A 21,628-nucleotide genomic window follows, 5' to 3' on the forward strand; every position below is an offset into this window, starting at 1 on the left:
ACATTATAAAAAATGTTCACCTTATTTTAAAGTGAACATTTTTTATAATTATTTCTTAACTGCTTTTGGTAAGATCACATTAATATTAGGTGTCTCTCCAGTAGCATTACCGGTTCCTTTAATTTGAACTTGGATAGTTTTACTTTTGGAAGACAAATCAAGATATTGGTCTCATCAATGATGACCCGGTCAATAATAACGCCCATCTCATTTAACTGTTAAGGTATAAGTAAAATCACGACTTGTTAGCGTACTTTTAATATTTTGCACAGCAGCGGTGATAATCGGATCTAATAGTTGACGAATATCTTCAGTAAAAACTTCCGATGGATTACTTACGCCAAAATAAGACGGGGTTTTTAAATTAGTAATACCACTAATATCAGTTTGTTGAGTAGTTGTTGATAATTGTGCGGTAAAAATAAATGCTCCCTTAATAAGAAATGAAGTTGTTGCACTGGTTACTGTAATTTCAATTGTTTGGGGGTTACTATAATCTCCACTTTGAGCATTATTAGTAACTATAAAATCATTGTTAGTAACATTAACTTCTAATTGAGTATCAATTGCTTTAATAATATCTTGCAATAAGATTGGTTCGGTATTTATTTTGTTTAACTCACCAGCACTAACCTTTTGTTGGTTCGATACTAAAATTTTTATGGTTTCTTGGGGCAATGTTACACTGGTAATATCAACAGCATGGGCAACTTCAAAAGTAATATTAACTTTCCCGAAATATTTTCAAGAATTATCTTTGGCTAAAATTACCGCAGAATTTTCCGCAAGATGTTGTATCTTAATTTGTGTAGCATCTAAATATGGATTTTTTGCACAAAGCAAATTAATAATATTATTAATGTCTTCATTGGGTATTTTTCCCAAATCCGTCGTTTTAATAATTGTTTTTAAATCAATTTTATTACTGCTTTCTTTTTGATGACAACTAACAACACTGATAGAACTTGTTGCTACAAAACTAATTACTCCTAAGATTGCTAATAATTTTTTCATTTTGTTGACTCCTTTGAAAATATTATTGCGAACCTTATAAATAATAATTTTAATTTTTTTCTCTCTCTTAAGCATTTTATCATATTGGTCGAATAAAATTTATTTTTTAGTAATTAACCATTCAACATTGGCACTGATTTTTTCTGGTGGTCAGTTTCACCATTCGGTTGCTTCAATTTCAGCAATGGTTGTTTGGTCAAAACGATATTTTAAAACTTTAGCCGGGTTCCCTCCGACAATTGCATAAGGAGGGACATCTTTGGTCACTAAACTTTTAGCCCCAATGATTGCCCCATTTCCAATTGTGATCCCTGGCATAATAATTGCACCATAGCCAATTCAAACATCATTTCCAATCACTGTATCACCCTTATATGGTAAAAATTTTAGCATGGCGGTAAAAGTGTCATTATCTGCTAAGCTATGAAAAGGATAAGTTGAAACACTGGCATAATTATGATGTGCCCTATTCATAATAAATTTAGTTTCTTTAGCAATTGAACAAAATTTCCCAATAATTAACTTATCACCAATGGTTGGGAAATGATAAAGAATACTTTTATTTTGAAATTCAATTGCCGCTTGGACATCTTCAGAATAGTAATATGTGTAATCCCCAATTTCAATGTTGGGATTAGTAATAAAATTTTTAATAAAACAGAATCCTTCTAGTTTAGGATGGTATTTCTGATTCGGATCGGGAAGATTTATTTTTATTTTTGGCATTTTTCTTTTTCTCACTTTCTACTTCAACACGGTCAGCTTGCAAATAACGATTTTGCTTCTGACGTAAATATTTTAATTCATGTAATTTCGCCCCGGTTAAGAGAAGGTCTTGTTTAAAATGGTGGTTAATTTTTTTAATTAACTTTTCAGTATCACTTGGGGACGAAGCTGTTAAAAAATTATCTCAGGTTAATTGTTCTTTTAAATCATATTTATTAATAATCCCCGCTAGGCCAACCCCAATTAACCGCACGGGAGAACCATTTCATAATTTTTCAAAACAATTAAGGGCTAAGGGCAAGATTTCATTAATATCATTGGTATAATGTGACAAAGTAACTTGTTTGGAATGTTTTTTGCGATCACTATATTTTAAAACAACATAAATAACATTGCCAATAATAGTTCGTTTGTTACTTCTCCGAGCAACTTGGTTAGCTAAAAAAGTAATTTTAGCTTTAATTTCTTCAAAATTATCTAAATCATATTCTAAGGTTGTTTCATTAGCAATTGATTTAATACTATTATTTCCTAAATTAATTTCATCATTGCCCGCACCATTGGCATAAGCTATTAAAGTTAACGCTTGGCTTCCAATTAGTTTAACTAATTCACTCGGATTATCATAGTGGGCTAAGTCCCCAATTGTTTTAATATTTACAGCTGCTAATTTTTGGGTCGTAACCTTTCCAACCCCTCATAATTTGTTAACCGCTAAGGGATGAACAATTGTTGCTAGATCACTATCCCGAATAATAGTAATTCCCATTGGTTTTTTAAGGTCACTTGCTAGTTTGGCCAGAACTTTATTATAAGAAATTCCAATGCTATTACTTAACCCAAGATCTTGGTAGATTTTGCGCTGAATTTCTTTTGCTAAATTTAAAGCACTATGATATTTTGGATAAAGCTCTGTCACATCTAGATAACATTCATCAATGGAAGCCACCTCAATTTTGTCGGTATAGTTATTAGCAATATAATCAAATAACTTTTGGGCAAAGTTAACATATAATTGGTAATCCGAGTCAACAATCACTAAATCCGCACATAGTTTTTTGGCTTGATATAATGGCATCGCGCTGTGAATTCCATAGCTACGCGCCACATAATTCGCAGTGGCGACAATTGCCCGGCGCGATGGTGAACTCACTACCATTGGTTTATCTCGCAGTTCAGGATTAATTGCACTATGACAACTAGCAAAAAAACTATTCATATCAATATGAAAAATTACTCGCATCTTTTCAACTCCTTATAAGCCAAATGGCCCCGTATATTTATAATTTTTTTGAAAGATTCAAGAACAGCCAAATGTATAGGTAAAATGGATACTACGCGAATAACGCCGAGCAATCCCTCAATCATAGTATAACTCAGGAAAATCACTTTTTACAAACTTTGTCATTTTTTGCTCATACAAATTTTCTAAATTTTGTTTTAATTTATTATTAACCCCAATTGTTAATAAAAATAACCCAAAACAAATGGTAGCTAATAAGGTAAATAAATGCAGTTTATTAATTATATAAATAATATTATTATTTAATAAGTCACTGCGAATTTTAACTAATATGTAAAAAGCAACCCCGCAGGCAACGAAGATATAAAATAAAATATTAAAAATAGCCGGAGCTCAATATAGTCAAAAACTTAAAAAACGAACCTGGTTATTCTTTTGATGAATTTCACTCGCATAAAATAGTCTGCCCAACACATAGTCTAACCCGAGACCGGTTAAAGTATATGGCCGATTAAAAATCTGCAAATCATTAATGACAAAGGTCTGGTGACGATAACACCGGTTAATTTTAAGCATTTCGGGATGACTAACAACATTTAAATTAGTAATATTATTTTTTACCAGGTATTTATCAATAATTTGGAATGCAGTTATGTTTTTCGACGAAGAATAATTTTCATTTGGATATGGAATAATAATTTTTTGGTAAGTAATTAGCAAATAAGTTAAAAAAAATGCCTGGATAATAATAAAAGCGATTAAAATTGATAAACTAAATTCATCATTAAACAAGAACATTTTTTTCAACTCCTTTGTTTAATTATAACTTGTTTAGTTCAATAATAGTCCCTATTTTTTAAAATTAATAACCTTAAATGAAAGCTAATTTAAGAAAAGAAAAGGATTATTGTAAAATCCTGTGTAATATTTTATTCTTCATTATGATGTAAAATTGATAGATTTTTAAGAATTGGATGTGAATTTAAATTACTTAAATATTCTCTACTATAATCTGTTCAATTGGTTAGTAAGGGAGCAAAGTTTTGCCATTCACTAATTTTCAAATGATCTAAAATATCACAAACTTCATGGCGCACAGTAGTAAATTTTAACGCCTCACTAGTAATAAATAAAATTTGGACAATACTTTCTTTAACAATTTGTTCATTATAGTGTATTATATTGCTTAAAATTTCAATGGCACTTAAAATCCCCTTTTTATTAATGATTAAACTGTCATCCCCAATTAATTCTTCATAATGTGAACTATACCCTAAATTTTCGTTATTTTGACAATAATCACTTGGCAGGTGGGTAATTGTTGAGTTAGTAAAATAATAGTAAGTATTATTGGCATTGGCATTGATAAATCCTTCTAAGTGTAATGTTTTGGAATTCAAAATTAACTTTAATTTTTCATTATGATCAATTTTTAAATGAATAACAATAAACTTAATATTATTATAGTAATTTATTAGCCACAAAAATTCAGAATGGTGATTTTTTAATTCTAGTTTACTAATAATAGTTGTGGCTTTAAATTTTTCTAGTAATTCATTAATTGACTTTAAAAAGTGGTTACTTAATATTTTATCAATTGTTTCCATGTTAATCTCCTGGATAATTCATATTTAGCAATTACCACACTGTCATCAAAATATTTTTTGTTTCTCATATTTTTCCCTACTTTCCTATGCTAATTATAGGACAATTAAAAAAATAAATATCTAATAAAATTAGACATTTATTTAGTTTAAAATAAATATTTATTTTTTATTATCCACACTATTTTCATTAGTATCTTCAACTAATTCTAATTCCCCATTTTCAAGTTTCTGTAGCCGTTCTTTAACAACTTGGGATAAGGAACCCATTACCCCACGGTTTAATTTCATTTGTAAAATTTGTTTACGTTGTTGATCATTAGGATCATTGGCGGCTTTTAATAATTTTAACCGTTGGGCTGGCGTTAAATGATCCGGGTCAAGAAAATCATCATCATTAATAAAAATTGCTTCTTTATTAACTACTGTCATATTTTTTTTGGCGGTTTGCAAAATATTTTGTAATGATGGGTTAAGACTATTTTCCTGTTCATTAAAAGAATTAGTTTTTCCTTCTGCTGGGATGTTTTCTTCATTCTGACTCTGAACTTTCTTAATTAAATTTGTATTATTAAAAAATCGTCGGGGACCAAAAACTTCATCACTCCCCGCAGTTGGTGTTGCATCAATTACAACGGGAGTTGGTTTTTTAATAATATCAGCTAACGACTCGGGAACTAAAAAACTATATTTTCGGCGCCCCTCAATTTTTGGTTCTTGACTACGATTACGCAAAAAATTTAAGCGCTCTTGGACTAAATTTTGCTTATTAGCCTTTCATCGTTCATGCATTTCATTAACATTCAAAATTGGTTGGGGATTATTATAATTAGTTTCATCATCATTCACAAAACGATTTTTATTTTCTAAGTTTAATTCATCAAGTTCGCCTAATTCTTCACTCTGGTCAATTTCAGCATCTTTAAAATTACGAAGAGGAGTAATTACCTCATCAGTAGCTAGTTCATCATAGTCACTACTATTAACTTTATCATCTATTAAAGTTGCTGAATAATTATAGTAATCATCCCATGATTCAACATTATTTTCAATTTTGCGTTTATTATCATGCAGTAGTTCAACAGTTGGTTCTTTCATTATTGAAGTTGGTCTTTTAGCAGGGTCAATGTAAGAATTATCATCATCATTTCAATAATCAATAACTTTTTTGTTTGCCACTTGTAACACCCCATTTAATTTTGTTTTACCATACTTTTAATTAAGTATATTATACTATAAAACTGCCCTAAATTAAAGATGTTAGAATGATTAGAATGCATAAAGTTGGAATAAAGGATGTGGTTACTAATGAAGTTTTTAATTAAATCTTCACCAAAAACTTATTATCTCAGCCACGAACTAGTTTTGTAATTTGTTTGCCAATGGTTTGATTATATAAATAGCCAACCCCGCTTCAAAATACGAAACCAACTGGAATTAAAATTAAACTAACAATATTGCGAAGATCAAATGTACCAGTTCAATATTTTGCCAACCAATAAATTTGTAATTTGTGTAATAAATAAGTTACAAGTGTTGTTTCTGCAACAACATCAATAAAATGACAATTAAATGGTGCTGCCGCAAACAAGCCAAATAATGCAACTGAAAATAATGTTGTGATAACAAGATTAAATGCAGCGCAAATTTTTTCAAAATTACTTTTTCCGGTCGTAAAACTATAATGTGATAAAACATAACAAATTGGAATTAATAATAAATAGGTACTTAATTTTCATCATTTATAATTAGTGTAATCTGTTAAATTATAAATTTTTAACATTGCCCCCACTTGAAATCAAATAAATAGCTTAACAAAACTCATATCAGTAAAATAACCAGCATAACTCATTTTTGGCATAAAACTTAATTTAAAACTACTATTAATTTTGGTTAAAATATTTGTTAAGACAATGATTGTTGTAAAAACAATAAATAATGTTGTAACCCAATATTTTCCATTTTTATTTGTTTGATAAAAATGTGCAATAAAAGGTGCTAGCACATAAACAATGATAATTGAGTAATAGTACCAGCTATCATCAAATGTTGTTTGAATAAAATTTTGAAAAGCTAAACTTGGTGGTAATGAGTAGTTCATCCCGCCTAACCCATGAATTAATAATAATGGTAACCCATACAATACAATTTGAAGATATTTGCTTCGTAAGGTATTTCCATTAATCAAAAAATAACCAGTTAACAAGGCAAATAATGTATTATTGTTAAAAAAGATTGGATAAATTGCTGAAGTTAAACCAAGATTTTTATATCAAAAAGATGAAATTGTATGTTGACCAATTACAAATAGAATTGCAACAATTTTTAATAAATTTAAATTTGAATATTGTTTCATTGATTCTCCTTTTATGTTCTTGCTAATGGAAATTTAACTGGTAAATAATTAGTAACTCCTTTTAAAATACTACTGTTTTTAACGGCGCTAACTTTAAAATATAAAGTAATTCAATAGGTACTCATATCAACAGTTGTGACAACATCACTGGCATTGCGAGAATTGTACATTTCAAAAGTATAATCTTGTTCTGTTGCGGCGGGATCTAAAAATTTAACGGCGGCGAACACATTAGCTTTAATAGCATCATAGATTTCTTGATGAGTAACAGCACGAGGATTAGCAGCGATGATTCCTTTTGATAACTCTTCAATTGCTGTTAAATTTATTAAATCAGTTTGTTCTTTAATTGCCGGCGGAAATTTAACAGCAATAATTTGACTGTGGTCTTTAATTAAGGCACTCTCACTAGTTGCTTTAATAACTAGAAAAATAGTTGTTTCTGCTGTCATATCAATTAAAGTAATTGGTTCCTTAGCATTTTGATCGCGATAAATTTCATAAGTAAAATCTTTAGTTGTTACAGCAGGATTAATTATTTGGACGGCGGCTAAAACATTAGAATCTAATGCGCGAGTAATTTCATCATGTTTTACCCCATTGGGAACTGTGGTAGTAATTCCTTCACGGGGAGCTTGAATTGTTGTAATAGTGCTAATTGTTTTTTTCCCTTGGGTTGCTAACGGAAATTTTACACTTAAATAATTACTAATTCCCGTTCAATGTTGTGAACTCGAAACTGCGCTAATCTTTACAAAAATAGTAATGTATGATTTACTCATATCAACAGTTGTGACAACATCACTGGCATTACGGGAATTATAAATTTGGTAGGTATAATCACTAGCAATTGTTTGGGGGTTCACCTGGGTTAAAGTTGTTAAAATTAATGGACCAATCGCTTGAAAGATTTCTTGATATGTTACCGCGGTGGGATCAGAAGCACTAATTCCTTTTAAAGGTTGTTCTAAACTTGGAATATTTGTTAAATTTGTTTTAACTCCAATTGCGGCAGGAAAATACACTTCTAAGAAATTACTTTCACCAGTTAGTTGCTTACTTGTTGCTTGCGCAAAAACTTTTAGATATAGTTTAACTCCCCTGTTAATCATATTGACAGTTGTGACAATATCAGTGTTATTAGGGCTATTATATATTTCATAAGTATAATCATTACTAATAACATCATAATCAATTTTTTGAATATCATTTAGCAGATGGTCTTTTAAACCAGTAATAATTTCATTATGGGTAACTTGCTGAACATCATTAGCTTTAATTCCAGTTGTTAGTGGTGTTAACATAACTAATTTTGATAACTCAGTTCTTTCACTTGTTGCATGTAATAAATTAACAGCAATATAATTTGTTTCACCACTAACAATCAAACTATCATTTTTACTTTTTATTTGCACATAAATCATTACTTCTTGGGATAAATCAATTGTGCTAATTGGAACTGTTGTACTTAAACTATCATAAATTTCAAAAGTATAATCATTTATTGTTATTTGATGATATAACTGTAAAACAATCGGGTTAATAAGATGTTGTAAATTATTTATAATTTCAGCATGGCAAACTTGGTGGGGATTATTGGTAATAATAGGAAGCTCTTGATCGGGTAAAAATTTAATAATTGATAAATCAATTTGGGCACTTCCAATAGCTGGAAACGAAACTGTTAAATAACCTGTTTTACCATTTAAAATTAAACTGTGACTATCAGCTGTGATAATAACATATAAAGTTGTAACTTTATCACTCATATTAATTGTCTCAATTTCCGTATTGGCATCTTTTTTCTGGTAAACTGTGATATCAAAATCATTTGCACTAATTCCAGAATTCTTCTGTTGTAATAATCCTAAAACAGGTTCTACTAAAACATTTTTAATTTCTTCTTGGGTAACTTTTGTTGCATCTAAAGCCCCGACTGGCTTGGGGATTGGTGGTAACGCAGTAATTGAGGTTAAATCAACCGTTGTATTAAAAACTTGATAATGTAATGGTTGGGTTTTATTAACCACTGTTTTAGCATCATTTTGACCACTAACAATAACCGTAATAAAATCCCCATCTTTAATAGCAGCCAAATTGATTTCCTTATCTTGTTGGTAGTATTGAAACACTAGTTCTGATGAATTAAAAGTACCAGTTTGATCAAATTGTGATAAATATTGAACAACTGCTGCATTAAAAATTGTCGTTCATCTTTCCTGATTAGCACCTAAATAAACAGCAGATGAAGTTGGCTTCCTAATTTGTGCCAAATCGAAAGGAATAAATGCTTTATCATTTTGACGAGAATTTTGTTTATAATAAAACGGAGCAATTAAATTAGGTATTAAGGAAATAATAAGTAAAAGGATAAAAACATGTTTATAATTAAAAAAATTACGACATTTTATCAAAAACTGATAAACCTGGGGACTAGTTTTTGTGAAATATTTTGTCATCATAACAGTACCAATTATTAGTAATATTGGTGCTACAACTAGTGCTAAAAGTAAACTAAGTTTAAGGGTTCATCAATAATCAAAGTTAAAATTTGCCAACGAATTTGAACTACCATAAATAATGACATACACAAAACCAGGGATCGGAATATATCCCGAATGAAAATTATTATTTATTATTTTAAAAATTTGAAAACCAGTAATTGTCGTTGTTTTATTTTGCATAATAACGGTATTAATACTTGCAAAAACAACAAAAAATAACACAATTAATAATGCTAATTGTAAGAAGATAAAACTAGTAATAAATTTCTTATTTTTTCACATTATTATAATTCTCCTATTTTCTGTAAAAATTCAATCATTTCTCTCGTTGTCACAATGTTTGTTGATTTTTGTGGATAAAAATCACGAGCAAATTTATAATACTGGTCATACCAAATTGGTGTTCCTTGAGACGGATTTTTTGGTCACGATAAATTATTTAATAATTCCGTAATTTTTTGACTAGTAATTGGGTCTTTTTTTAACTGGTTAATTTTTCATACTTGTTGAACAGCATATTTCATTAATTCTCAACGAACTGAAGAGACGAATTGATAACTCCCCGCTTGGGCTGGATAAATCATAAAATTTTGTCCAACTGGCATCCCATATGCACTTTCCTCTTGGTTCAATGGCCCATAAGCAAATTCATCAGGATTAGTATAAAGTGCTTTTTCATCTTTGCCTGCTCATGTTAACCAATAATTAAATGCTCACTTTTCATAGCCATCCAATCCTAAGGCATAACTAAAAATTGGTCCTCATAAGTTTTCACCATAATCAAATAAAATATTACTTGAGGGATAAGTATATTGTGTTGTATACATTTCAGTTGTTAAACCATTTTTCCGGCGGGAAGCAGCCAAGTCATTCATTTTTTCAATTAATGTTGGGAATGGTAAATTATCACCAAATAAATTTGATTGAATTTTATACCCTTCTAAAACTAACTCATCAATTGTATATTCATTTTTAACATTCCCATATAAGGCATCAACCCAAGCGGAGTTATTTCAATCTGTTACCCATTTTCAACCAGCATAATACTGAAATTTAAAAATCTGATGGTCAGGATCAACACTTTTAAACAAGTCATAATAGTATTTAAAACCATTCGGTGATAGTTCATCAAAAACAATATAGACTTTTCCTTCCCAATGATGACTTTTAATATTTTCGGCAAAAGCTTTTAAAAACTGGATTTGAGCATCACGACCACGATTTGAATAATAATATAATTTATCTCAAAATAACTTTTTCGAACCATCTTTTTTCAACGCATAATGAGGAAATGTTCCCGATGGATTAGACTGGGTATCATCAAAGTTGTTTCCAAAGGCATTTGCCCAAATTTTTGTGAAGCCTAAACTTTGGGCATATTCAAAATAACTATTAAAATTAGTAAAATCAAATTGCCAAGTACTATTAACACTTTGATCACAATAACTAGAAAACGGCGAACAATTATCATCTGTTTGGTATCAATTAACCAAACCATTGTTGGTTCCCCCACGATAATAGTTAACTTGATCAGCATTATAAAACTGATCAACATTACCAGTCACATACGTTTGGCCAGCTGATCGTAAATCTAATAATTCTTTTTCAATATATTTTTTATGTTCTGTTGATAAAAAATCTAAGCCCCGAACAACAGCATCGGTGTTAATAATAATATTATTTGTCTTTTGCTCATCAATATTAATGAACATGTTCTTCTTTTCACCATATGCCGCAGAAGCAGCAAACGGTGAATAGGAACCACCCGTTGCAAAAGAATTGTCATTAACTAATACCCGCGAATCAACTGTTATGGTAACTGTATTTGTTGTTAATAGAGCATTATCGCTATATATTTGCACATCAAAATCATAATTTCCGGGGGTTGTTGTGGCAAAACTTTTAAAAGTTAATCAAAGTGGTTGGACTCTGCGCCCCGGCAAAATTGTTAAACTGTCATAACGCAACGAATCTGGGGCGCGTTGAGGTTGATTAGTGGGAATTGTTACTCATTGTGATGATTTTGTTGTTTGATTTTGTGAATAGGTAAATCCTAAAAATTTAGCTGATACAGCGAAATCAGCATTATTTTTATTAATAATTTTATAAGTAATATTTTTTAGGGGAACATCTTTATTAACAACAATTAATTGGGCATAACTAGTTTCATTTCGCCACATTTTTATTGTGGTTTGGTTATTAAAATATTTTAGTTGCTGATTATAATTACCATAAAATTGCCAGTTATTATCCGGGCTTCATAATCCATTTTGAACAGTACTTTTTTTAACATTATAAATTGAGTATAAATGATAAGGATCACCAAAAAAAGTATGAATTGGAGTGGTTTCCTTTTGATCCCCCTGGTGAGAACTAACAAACCCAGTTTGAAAATTATCGTTTCGCTCACTTGTTGTCACTAATGTTGATAACTTAAAAAAGCAACCCGTAACTTGAGCTGGTACAAAAATAAGTGTCGTAATGGCTGTTAAGGATAATACTTGTTTTCTCATAAAATAAGCCTCCGTTTTAAAATTACTGTATAATACTAACATAAAATAATAGTTAAAAGCAAGAAATATGAAAACACAGAGTAAATAAATTTTGGATTTAGAAAACATAAAATAACAAATTAATATGAATTATAATTTTAATCTTTCTTTTTTAAAAAGAAGACATTATTACCAACAATAACCATTCTAAAAATTTAATACTAAAAAAATTAAAACTAAAAATTTATTTAATTTTAATAATTAGTAAAATTAATTTAGGCAGCATTAATTAAAAATAGATTACAAGGATAAAATTAAAAATTACAAAATTAGTATTACTTTAAAATGGAGAATATCAATTTTAAATTATATCTAAAATTTAAATTTATACACAACTAACTCAATTACATTTAGTCTTAAAAATATTTAAATTAATTAAAGGTTAAAAAAATAACTTAAAAAATTAAGTTATTTTTTTTATTGTTTTGCTTCTTCAAAAATAGTTTGCATATTATTTAATAAATTTCCTTTCAGATATATTAGTTCATTATCTAATAAACGACAAGTTGTTTTAACATCATACCATAAGGTTTTATCATTAATTGTACTATCTTTAAAATTAATCTTGCTAAGATTAGCTGTTAGTAACTCTTGTAATTTACCACTTTCAAGGTTATTAGTAATTAAATTAATTGCTTGTTGATTAGAAGCAAACTTATATTTTTCAAAAAAATTAATAAAGTTCATTGCATATTCTTCTTTTCATTTTGGGTTAGTAGAAAAGATATATTCCTTAAATTCAAATAAATGCATTTTTTGATTAAAATCCCAGTAAAGATTTTTCAGGTTGGTTAGGACAACCGGATCAATTTGCAATTTATGGTCATCGACATTAAAAGTTGATGTTAAAAATTGGAGAAATAAGTTTACAATTAATTTTTCAGCAGTTAATTTAATAACTGGTTCATACTTAGTTATTTTTTCTTTGAATAATTTAACATCATAAAATAAATTATAATCAATAATATAAGAATATTTGATCCGATTTCGTAAATAATTATCATAAAATTCTTGATAATGTTTTTTATTGGCAAAAATCGAACTAAAATATTTATTAATTAACTTATCCGAAATTGGTAAAGCCAATAAATAATCAATAAAATATTTACATAACCCCTGGTACTGAAAGAGGCTAATTCGATAATAGGCTAAAAAATATTTACGATAATCACTAATCCCCATCTTAGCTCAAATTTCTTCTGAGCTAGTAATATTTGCAAAATCAAAAACCAATTTTTCATGTTTATTAGGATGCAATTTAGTAGTTGGCAACTCATCATCTAATGCTTTCGGAATAATATTTCGTTTTGCTGGATCAATAAAATCCTCATCTGGTTCAACTTTGGTTTGGAAAAGATCAGGAATATCTGGCAATGTAATTTGTGGTTTGACCTTATCCGGTTTTACTGGATATAATAAATGAATAAAATTAGTAAACCGTTCATTAAATGGCAAATTAGTAAGATCAATTGTTGGTTGTTTAACAGTCGTTGCTTTTTTTGAGGCTGAAGTTTTTTTCAACCGTGGTTTTAATTCTGTCTGTTGTAATTCACTAGTAATTTCATCGGCAGTAAAAATTTGGGTACTGGTCAAACTTGCTTGGACTTGCTTAATTTTGCTAACTAACTCTAAAGTTTCATTCCCAACAAAACCATAACCACGAAGAAAAAGAACTTTATTATTTTTTAATGTTTCAATAAACTGATCAGCTTCCTCTTGACTTACTAGCGGAAAATAATCATGAATAATATTTAATAGTTCAGCTTTAATAATTCGATTATTATTTTTTGGCAGATATGTTTTTAATAAATAATCTTGAAAGTCTTGAAAACTTTCCATTTTTTTAATTTTAGTTAAATTAAATTTCATTGCACCCTCCTACTTACCATCGATTTTTTTAACAATTTTATTAATTATTTCTAAACGATTATTTGCTGTTCTTCAATTACTATATAAAATTGCTTCAATTAATCAACCACGTTCAACTAAATATTTTTGGCGATAAAAATCATATTCTTTTTGTTCAATTCCGGGAGGATATGTTAAGTTATCACAAATAATTCCCATCACATAGTAATCTTTCTTTTTATCATAAATACTGACATCAATATCATATGTTCCCTGAATAGTATGAGTGGCAATTATATAGCGGTCATTATTATTTAATGCAGCTTCTAACATTTCAGCAACTTCTTTAACAAATTGCTTACTATCTTTTGAAAGATTAAAATGAATTTGGTCATTTTTAGCAGAACTTAATTTTTCTAAAACTTTATCCTCATGATCACCACCCCGGTTTAACTGCTCAACATATTCTAAGTAATATTTAAAATAACGAGGACCAGGATGCTTAGAATTCTCAGAAATTAAACTGGATGGGAACGATTTTACAATATATATTTTTTCTTTTGCCCGGGTAATCGCCACATTTAAACGATTTTCCCCACCTGCTTGAGATAATGGACCAAAGAATTGGGAAAATTTATTATCCTGATCTTTGGCAAAACCGATTGAAAAAATAATAATGTCTCGTTCATCACCTTGCACATTTTCAATATTTTTAATAAATAAACCTTCATTACGACCATCAACCATCCGGTGCAATTCTTGTTCTAACGCTGGAGTTTTTTCAAATTCTTCAACTAAATACTGTCAAATTAAATTTTTTTGCATTTCGTTAAAAGTAACAACTCCAATTGTTTCATGATGCTTTCTTTGCTGAATAATTTCTTTTAATAAACTAACTACTCGTTTAGCTTCGGGAATATTCCCACGATTTTTCCACACTCCATCCGTGACTTCAATTAACTTCAAGGGGAAATCTTTTTTAGTTTTATTAGAAACAACTACTAAGTTATTATCATAAAAAGCAGCATTGGAAAAATTAATTAATTCACTATACTTTGAACGATAATGAAATCGTAACATACTAGAATTATATTGTTTGCTTGCAAAATCAAGTAAACTTTTATCTGTTAAGTTTGCTTCAATTTCAGAAAAGGTTTCATCATTATCTCAATTTTCATAATCAAATCTCGTTGCGAAAAAGTTAGTTGGTCCTAATTGTTTTTTATCGCCAGCAACTAAGATTCGCTGAGCCCGATAAATAATTGGAATTGCTTTTTCAACAAAAATTTGAGATGCCTCGTCAAAAATTAATTGTTCAAATTCTTGGTAGTTTAAAGCTAGTAATTGTGAAGCAATGTCAGGTGTTAACATCATAACGGGAAATAAAATTTTCATTAATAAATAATTTTCTTTAAAAAAAGAAGTAATTGATTTTTTATTTTTCTTTTTGCATTGTTCAATAATTTTGAGAATCTGATCAGCATAATTTTCTTTGATTAACTCTCGTACTTGCTGGTGGTATAAATAATCTAAATAATCGTTGGTGTTAACCATTGATTTATTTGTTAAAGCAGTTAATTCTTCCCGTCAATTAAGATTACCAATTTTAATAACATCTTCATACTTATCTTGATATTGATTAACAAAATAATTTTGATAAATTAAGTAAACATCATCTTTCTGGTTGACATAGTTAGTAAGATAAAAATATAATTGGTAATTTTTATCTTCCCGGCGAAGACGATCATTTTGGTCAATAATATCTAACCGATTAACAAAGTAATCAGCTTTAGTAAATTCAGCAGTTAATGCAAGAATAGTGTCTTGCTCTTCAATTTTAAATAAATTAAACTTATTTTCATCAGCACTACTAATTGCATAATTAGCAGTATTGTTAACTAACAAATTAAAAATTAAAGCTAACAACTTGTCAGTTTTGATGTGATTAACTTTTTTAATAATTTTTTTAAAATCTTTACCCGATAATTTATGATAAATATCAGCTAAAAACGGGTAATCATTAAATAAAGCAAGAAATTTCTTAGTGATCATTGTATTATGAAAAATTTTGTCCCCATGCCGGCGGTAGTCTTCATATTCTAATTCAAAAAAATAAAATTGACTTAAAAATTCATAGTCTAAAGTTAACGGATTTTCTTTTACAGGATTTAAAAATTCTAAATATTCTTGAAAATTTTGTTGTTGAGCAAATTTTTTATAATTTTTAATATCACTATATAAGGCATCCATTTTGCTTAAATAACTAGCGCTTTCAACTGGTGGATGAAGTTGGTTAATATTATTAAGACTATCTAAAATCTTATTATAAAATGCTTCTTTTTCTTCTAAGTTAGTAATCATCAAAGTATAGTTCTGAATTTTTTTCATATTATGGTAAACAACTTTAATTGCATCTTGTTTTTCAGCACAAAAAAGAACTCGTTCATTACGACATAAGTTATTTATAATTAAATTACTAATCGTTTGGGATTTTCCCGTCCCTGGTGGACCTTGAATAATTGTATTTTTTTCCAAGGCTTTTTTAATTGCTACTTTTTGGGAAATATCATAATTATTAATAGCCATCACTGAATTTTCTAATAAATCTGCTTGGTATGCTAAGCGATTTTCATCTCAGTCCTCTTCAAGCTGATATTCATTTTTAAAAAGATGGTCAACTGAATTATCATTAATCTTTTCTAAGTCACAATAATCCCGATATAACGTTGTTGATGAAATATTATACATTCCTAAATAGCTATCATAAACGATTGCTAACTGACTAGCATCATAAAGTTGTGAGATATTTTTTTCATAATTAAAAGTTGAATCTAATAAGATAAGATCTTTTTGTTTATAATAATTTAATTTAGTTAAATTATTCAACGCACTTTCGTTTTTAATTTTAAATCCTAATGCTTGTAAATCTTCTACTGCTTTGGTAAAAAGATCATTTGTTAGTTGTAAAGAATCAAAACTAAATTCAGCAACATTATAATTACCATCCTTGATTTGACTTAGGCGAATGGCAGAGTTTAATAAAATTTCCTCATGCTTAGTAGTTAACACGATTTTATTTTTGGTACGGCTGATTTCATTAACGGGTCATAATAATAAAGGCGCACGGAATACTTTCTGAGCTTGGGTTAAACCTTCAATGTATGGTCACCCAATATATAACGGATTAACATTTTTTTCTAATATATATAATTTAACATCTTGTAAAATTCGATAAAATTTAGTAAACATTTTCGTAATTTCTTCAGTAATTAGTTTTTCTAATTTCAATAAACTTTCTTCGCTAATTTTTTTATTTTCTTTCTTAACAAATAATTCAAAACTAGCTGCTAAAAATTTATGATAATGTAAAATTGGATATTTAGCAAAACCATGTTGAGTTAAATGCATTGAAAATTCTTCATCACTTTTACTTTTATTAATAATCCCACCCACATAACCACAAATTTCTTTAATCATTTCTGGTGTTAACTTCTCAATAACTAAATCTTCTTTTTTATTAATTTTTTTTCAAATCATTTCGGGATTTTGATTTGATAAAAATAAAAGATCTAAAAAATTAACAACATTTTTACTATTAGAATGGGGTTTAGTTAGAAAAATATCTCCAACTGATTTATCATTTAATAATCGTTTTTTATACTCATTTAAAATCGCTAAAGTATTTTTTTTCATATTTTGTTTCTTCCTATTGTATATATATTGCTTAAATATTAGCATAATTAAAAAAAGAAGTAAATTATTTTAAGATTACTAGTTGGTGGTATCGCCAATAACAATTTAGTTGAAAAATTATTGAAAATAAACTTGTGAAATGTTTAAAAAAATTAAATTAAAGATCTTTTGAACTTGTTATGATTAAATTAATAGATTTGAAGGAGCATTTCGTTATTATTTTAAAAAGTTATAACTAACTTTGGAAAGAAGGAAACATTATGAAAAAATTAATTATTCTTTTAAGTACATTAATAAGTGGTATCCCAATGTTTAATACCATTCCTAATCTAATTAACAAGCAGTTATCTGAACAAAAAAATCTTTCAAAATTAGCCGACTCGGTGGTTTTAGATCCAGATGCCCCTGCTAATTGAGACTACCTAACTATTAATATATCAGGAACAAGTAGTAAACAATTATTGCCTATTAGTGGAACGACAATGTATAAATTTATTGAGAACTTAAAAATATTTTTAACCAAATTTCCAGCATGAAATAATTTTATAGAAACTCCCCGTTCGCGATTTTATATAACAGATGCCTGAATATTTGATTATATTGAACGGGAATGAAAAATTGATAGTTTAATTAATAGCACCAGTGGTGGCTGTGGAATTATTTTTAATTTTAAAATTAATTATAAATTTGTTATTGTTTATGTGCAAGGAACATATAGCGCTCTTTGCTAAAAAATTAATTTTAAAAAAATGATATTAAAATGGTTAGCTATAATTGCTAACCATTTTTTTATTTGATTATTCTCCATAAAAAAATATCAAACTCCCAATAGTTAGAATTTGATATTTAAATATTTTAAAAAAATGTAACCTGCTTGCTTCTGTATGGTAAAAGTATTATTTAAGTAGTAAACTCCTTTCATATTAATTATATTCCAATTTTACTCTACTGTTATTTCTCTATTTTAAACTAATTAAGAGTTTATTTTTTAAAATTACATTTTAATAATTTTTTGCTTACCTATTATATTAATAAAGATCTTTAAATTAGCGCTCTGATGGTAAACATTTTTAATCCTTATTTAATAGTTTTGCATCATCACTATTTTTTGGCAAAACTTGTTTTTGATAATTTTCTTGTTGTCTTTTAATTAGTTGTTTGCGTTTATCATTGTTTTCTGCCCTACTTGCTTGAGAACAAGAAGGTATTTCTAATGCTTGTTGATCCACATTATTAATTTTTCAATTTTCATAATACTCATTCATTGGACTATCTATATCATTATCCAAATTATCATTTTCTTGATTATTAAAGTCAGCTATTAAAGAACAAATCATTGGATTTTGTGATTTAGTAATTAAGTTTATAAAAACTTCATAAGCATTTGTGACATTTTTTTTATTATTAATGTTTAAATTATCTTGTTGTTTGTTTTCAACTAACAATTTTCATAAAACTTTTAAATCCTCATCATTAATTGTTTGTTCAATATTATTAACTAAATAAGAACCCGTTATTTCAGTATTGGCTACTCAAACAATATTTTTAATAAAAAATAATGTTTCAGTATTTAGAGCTAGAATAGCTGCATCATCTTTTAAACAGGAATCAGTACTAGTTCCTGCTCAAACTAATGTTTGATTTCCCTTTTCAGCTAATTTAATGGCTGGCCGCCCACCTTTATCTATCCCCGCGGAACGATTTAAAACAACCATTTTTAAAGTGGAAACATATCTTGTTAATTCTAATTCAGGATTTTTTGGCGGAATAATTTTTCCTACTGTATGTTTTTCTTGAGGATATGTTTCATTGCTAATATTTATTTTTTGTTCTAGACTTTTTTTACCAGTTGGTTTGAAAATATTCTGATCATATTTAGTAATTATTTCATCAATTAATTTTTTTTGTTCCTGATTATACTTATCATCGACTATTTTAGAACTATCTCTTTTATTTTTTTTAGAATTGTTTACTTTAGAATTTCTATTAAAATTCTTGCTACTTTTTTTCTTAGGTTTTTCTGGTTTTTCAGTATTAGCAATACCATTTTGTTTTTTTCTATTTTTATGTTTTAGATTAATTGTCAGATGATCAATATTAATTTCTTCTTTTTTAACTTTTTTCTCATTTAAATTTGGTATGGGGTTTTCTCCTGCTTGAGAATAATCAATTGTTACAGGTGAAGATGAATTTATTAGTAAATTTGATTGGGCTTTATCTAATTTATCATTTAATATAGGGTTTTCTACAATTTTTTCAAGATTTATAATAGATTTTTTATCTTGTTTAGGAATCTTTTTAATGACATTATAATTTTTTTCGTTATTATTAATTAATTGTTTTCTAATATTTTTAATTTTTTCTTGTACATTTAAATTACTAGAACTAGAAATTAAATCATTTTCTTTTATTATGATGGATGTTGGAAATAGTATTTCCTTAGGAATTTTTAAATTACTAATTACTTTCATAAAATTATCTCAATATAAATAATAATTTTTATGCGCGTTTAACGTTGATTTGTCCTTAAAGGTAGAATCTAACTGTAAGTTTTTTATAATCACACTGTAACTATTAAAATAAGCTTCGGCAGTAGTTCTAAATTTAGTAATTTCTTGTTCCTCAATAACCTTACCAATTTTTGATTTTATTAGAGATAAATAATCAACTCTCAATTTATAGATTTGTTTTTCAATTGCAGTAACTTCTAATTTTCGGACTGCCCCTTTGCTGGTAACTTTGACAGGAATTTTGTCTAAATCTTTATTTTGATTAATAAAATTAATTTTATAAGCAATAACTGCTGATATTTCTAAAAAATTAATAATATTATTAATTTCATTTTTATAACAGTTATATAAATTTTTAAAAACCAAACAATTAGAAGGCGAAATGCTTGGTAAATATTCTACTTCTTGTCAAATGTTTGCACCTTGATTCTTTTTCTCTCAATCAATAAATAAATTACTATTAACTAAAACTTCTGAGTTTTTTTCTACCAGATGTTTATTAAGAATATCAATATAACTAGTAGTAACTGCTTTTAATTTAGGAATAATTATATCTTTTAATTTTTCATAAACTACAGCATTATCTTTTGCACTGTCTAGTTCTTTTTCAATGCTCGTTTTTAATTCTAACATTGAAAGTTCAAACTGAAAATTAAGATCATTTTTATTCCAACGTAAGGGGGATAAAAGTTGTAAAAATTTTGTGGAATCAATCGTATTTAAAAAGTTATTTAACAAAAAATATTTGTCTCTTATAAGTTCAAAAACTTTGTGCTTAATAATATCTCAAATATTATCAAAATGTATTTTTAGTTCATCCTGAATGTCTTCATATTTACTTAATACCTCCGACCTAATTTCATCAATTTTTTCAATTAATGGGTTAATTAAATTTACAAAATCATATTCTCCAAGTTCTGGCCTTAATTTTCCACCATTACTTGATTCATTAATAAAATTATGTTCATTTTTAGTGCTTAAGAATATTAGTTGTTCTTCATATAAATCTCAGTCTTTTAATTGACTTGTAGGAAATGATTTAATAAATTTTCAAAAATAATATGGATCATTATAATTAAAAAATATTAATGAAAATAATAATGAATTTGGACTTAACTTAATATATCTCTCTGTCATTTTAGTGTTTTTGATTAGATCTTTAATAAAATCACTGACATATTTAACAATTATTTTTTGATCTTTGATTTCCAATTCATGTAAAACTGACACTTGATTTTTATCATAAGGTCATTCTGAAATATCAATTTTTTCTTTCATAATTTTCTCCTTTATAAATAAAAATACCAAATCTTAGTGGTTAAGATTTGGTATTTAAAATACTCTTAATATTTGGTTGGTTAATTTTGATGTTACCATCCGTTTTTAATTATAACCTTAAAAATAAGTAAAGATAATTTGATATTTTAAACTAAATAATTGTTTATTTTTAATTCCTGGATAAAATAAGATATAATTTTATTAATATAATTATTGTTATCTAAATGGAGATTAAATAATGCTAAAATATCTTTTTAAAAGTCGAGATGATGTCCTATAACGAAGTTAAGAAACTAACGA

Annotated in this window: 13 protein-coding genes; 1 reads left to right on the forward strand and 12 read right to left on the reverse strand. The window is 27.6% G+C overall.

The features are described 5' to 3' along the window. Positions 1-48: 48 nt before the first annotated feature. The 11 genes from QPK10_RS03145 to QPK10_RS03195 form a co-directional block, all read right to left on the reverse strand. Positions 49-1,014 carry a spiralin repeat-containing protein gene (locus tag QPK10_RS03145; protein ID WP_368486574.1) on the reverse strand — a complete coding sequence of 322 codons (966 nt, stop codon included), beginning with the start codon at positions 1,012-1,014 and terminating at the stop codon, positions 49-51. Positions 1,015-1,113: 99 nt separating this feature from the next. Beyond that, complete coding sequence (locus QPK10_RS03150; RefSeq protein WP_368486575.1) at positions 1,114-1,740, reverse strand: CatB-related O-acetyltransferase; 627 nt, start codon at positions 1,738-1,740, stop codon at positions 1,114-1,116. Further along, a complete protein-coding gene (gene dinB, locus QPK10_RS03155) occupies positions 1,688-2,983 on the reverse strand; it encodes a DNA polymerase IV (RefSeq protein WP_368486576.1) in 1,296 nt (431 codons plus the stop codon). The genes QPK10_RS03150 and dinB overlap by 53 nt, the downstream gene beginning before the upstream one ends. A gap of 12 nt (positions 2,984-2,995) precedes the next feature. Continuing rightward, positions 2,996-3,781: a hypothetical protein gene (locus QPK10_RS03160; RefSeq protein ID WP_368486577.1), complete on the reverse strand. Its 786-nt coding sequence runs from the start codon at positions 3,779-3,781 to the stop codon at positions 2,996-2,998. A gap of 131 nt (positions 3,782-3,912) precedes the next feature. Further along, the gene (locus tag QPK10_RS03165) at positions 3,913-4,590 is read right to left on the reverse strand and encodes a ribosome-inactivating family protein (protein WP_368486578.1); all 678 of its coding nucleotides are present in this window, start codon (positions 4,588-4,590) and stop codon (positions 3,913-3,915) included. Between the two features lie 159 nt (positions 4,591-4,749). Then, a complete protein-coding gene (locus tag QPK10_RS03170; RefSeq protein WP_368486579.1) occupies positions 4,750-5,766 on the reverse strand; it encodes a hypothetical protein in 1,017 nt (338 codons plus the stop codon). A 142-nt stretch (positions 5,767-5,908) separates the two neighbouring features. Next, complete coding sequence (locus QPK10_RS03175) at positions 5,909-6,943, reverse strand: acyltransferase family protein (RefSeq protein WP_368486580.1); 1,035 nt, start codon at positions 6,941-6,943, stop codon at positions 5,909-5,911. A gap of 11 nt (positions 6,944-6,954) precedes the next feature. Continuing rightward, complete coding sequence (locus tag QPK10_RS03180; protein ID WP_368486581.1) at positions 6,955-9,729, reverse strand: hypothetical protein; 2,775 nt, start codon at positions 9,727-9,729, stop codon at positions 6,955-6,957. Between the two features lie 2 nt (positions 9,730-9,731). Beyond that, on the reverse strand, positions 9,732-11,960 hold the full coding sequence (locus QPK10_RS03185) for a glycoside hydrolase domain-containing protein (RefSeq protein WP_368486582.1): 2,229 nt from the start codon (positions 11,958-11,960) through the stop codon (positions 9,732-9,734). Between the two features lie 456 nt (positions 11,961-12,416). Then, entirely contained in the window at positions 12,417-13,868 is a 1,452-nt protein-coding gene (locus tag QPK10_RS03190) for a hypothetical protein (protein ID WP_368486583.1), read from the reverse strand. A gap of 9 nt (positions 13,869-13,877) precedes the next feature. Continuing rightward, entirely contained in the window at positions 13,878-17,540 is a 3,663-nt protein-coding gene (locus QPK10_RS03195; protein ID WP_368486584.1) for an AAA domain-containing protein, read from the reverse strand. A 260-nt stretch (positions 17,541-17,800) separates the two neighbouring features. Between QPK10_RS03195 and QPK10_RS03200 the strand changes: the two genes are divergently transcribed. Further along, on the forward strand, positions 17,801-18,271 hold the full coding sequence (locus QPK10_RS03200; RefSeq protein ID WP_368486585.1) for a hypothetical protein: 471 nt from the start codon (positions 17,801-17,803) through the stop codon (positions 18,269-18,271). A 339-nt stretch (positions 18,272-18,610) separates the two neighbouring features. On the opposite strand, the gene QPK10_RS03205 is transcribed toward QPK10_RS03200, so the two are convergent. After that, positions 18,611-21,328 (reverse strand): hypothetical protein, encoded by a 2,718-nt coding sequence (locus QPK10_RS03205; protein ID WP_368486586.1) that lies wholly within the window; start codon positions 21,326-21,328, stop codon positions 18,611-18,613. Between the last annotated feature and the right edge of the window lie 300 nt (positions 21,329-21,628).

This window comes from Spiroplasma sp. DGKH1 (assembly GCF_040940205.1).
Lineage (GTDB): Bacteria > Bacillota_I > Bacilli_A > Mycoplasmatales > Mycoplasmataceae > Spiroplasma.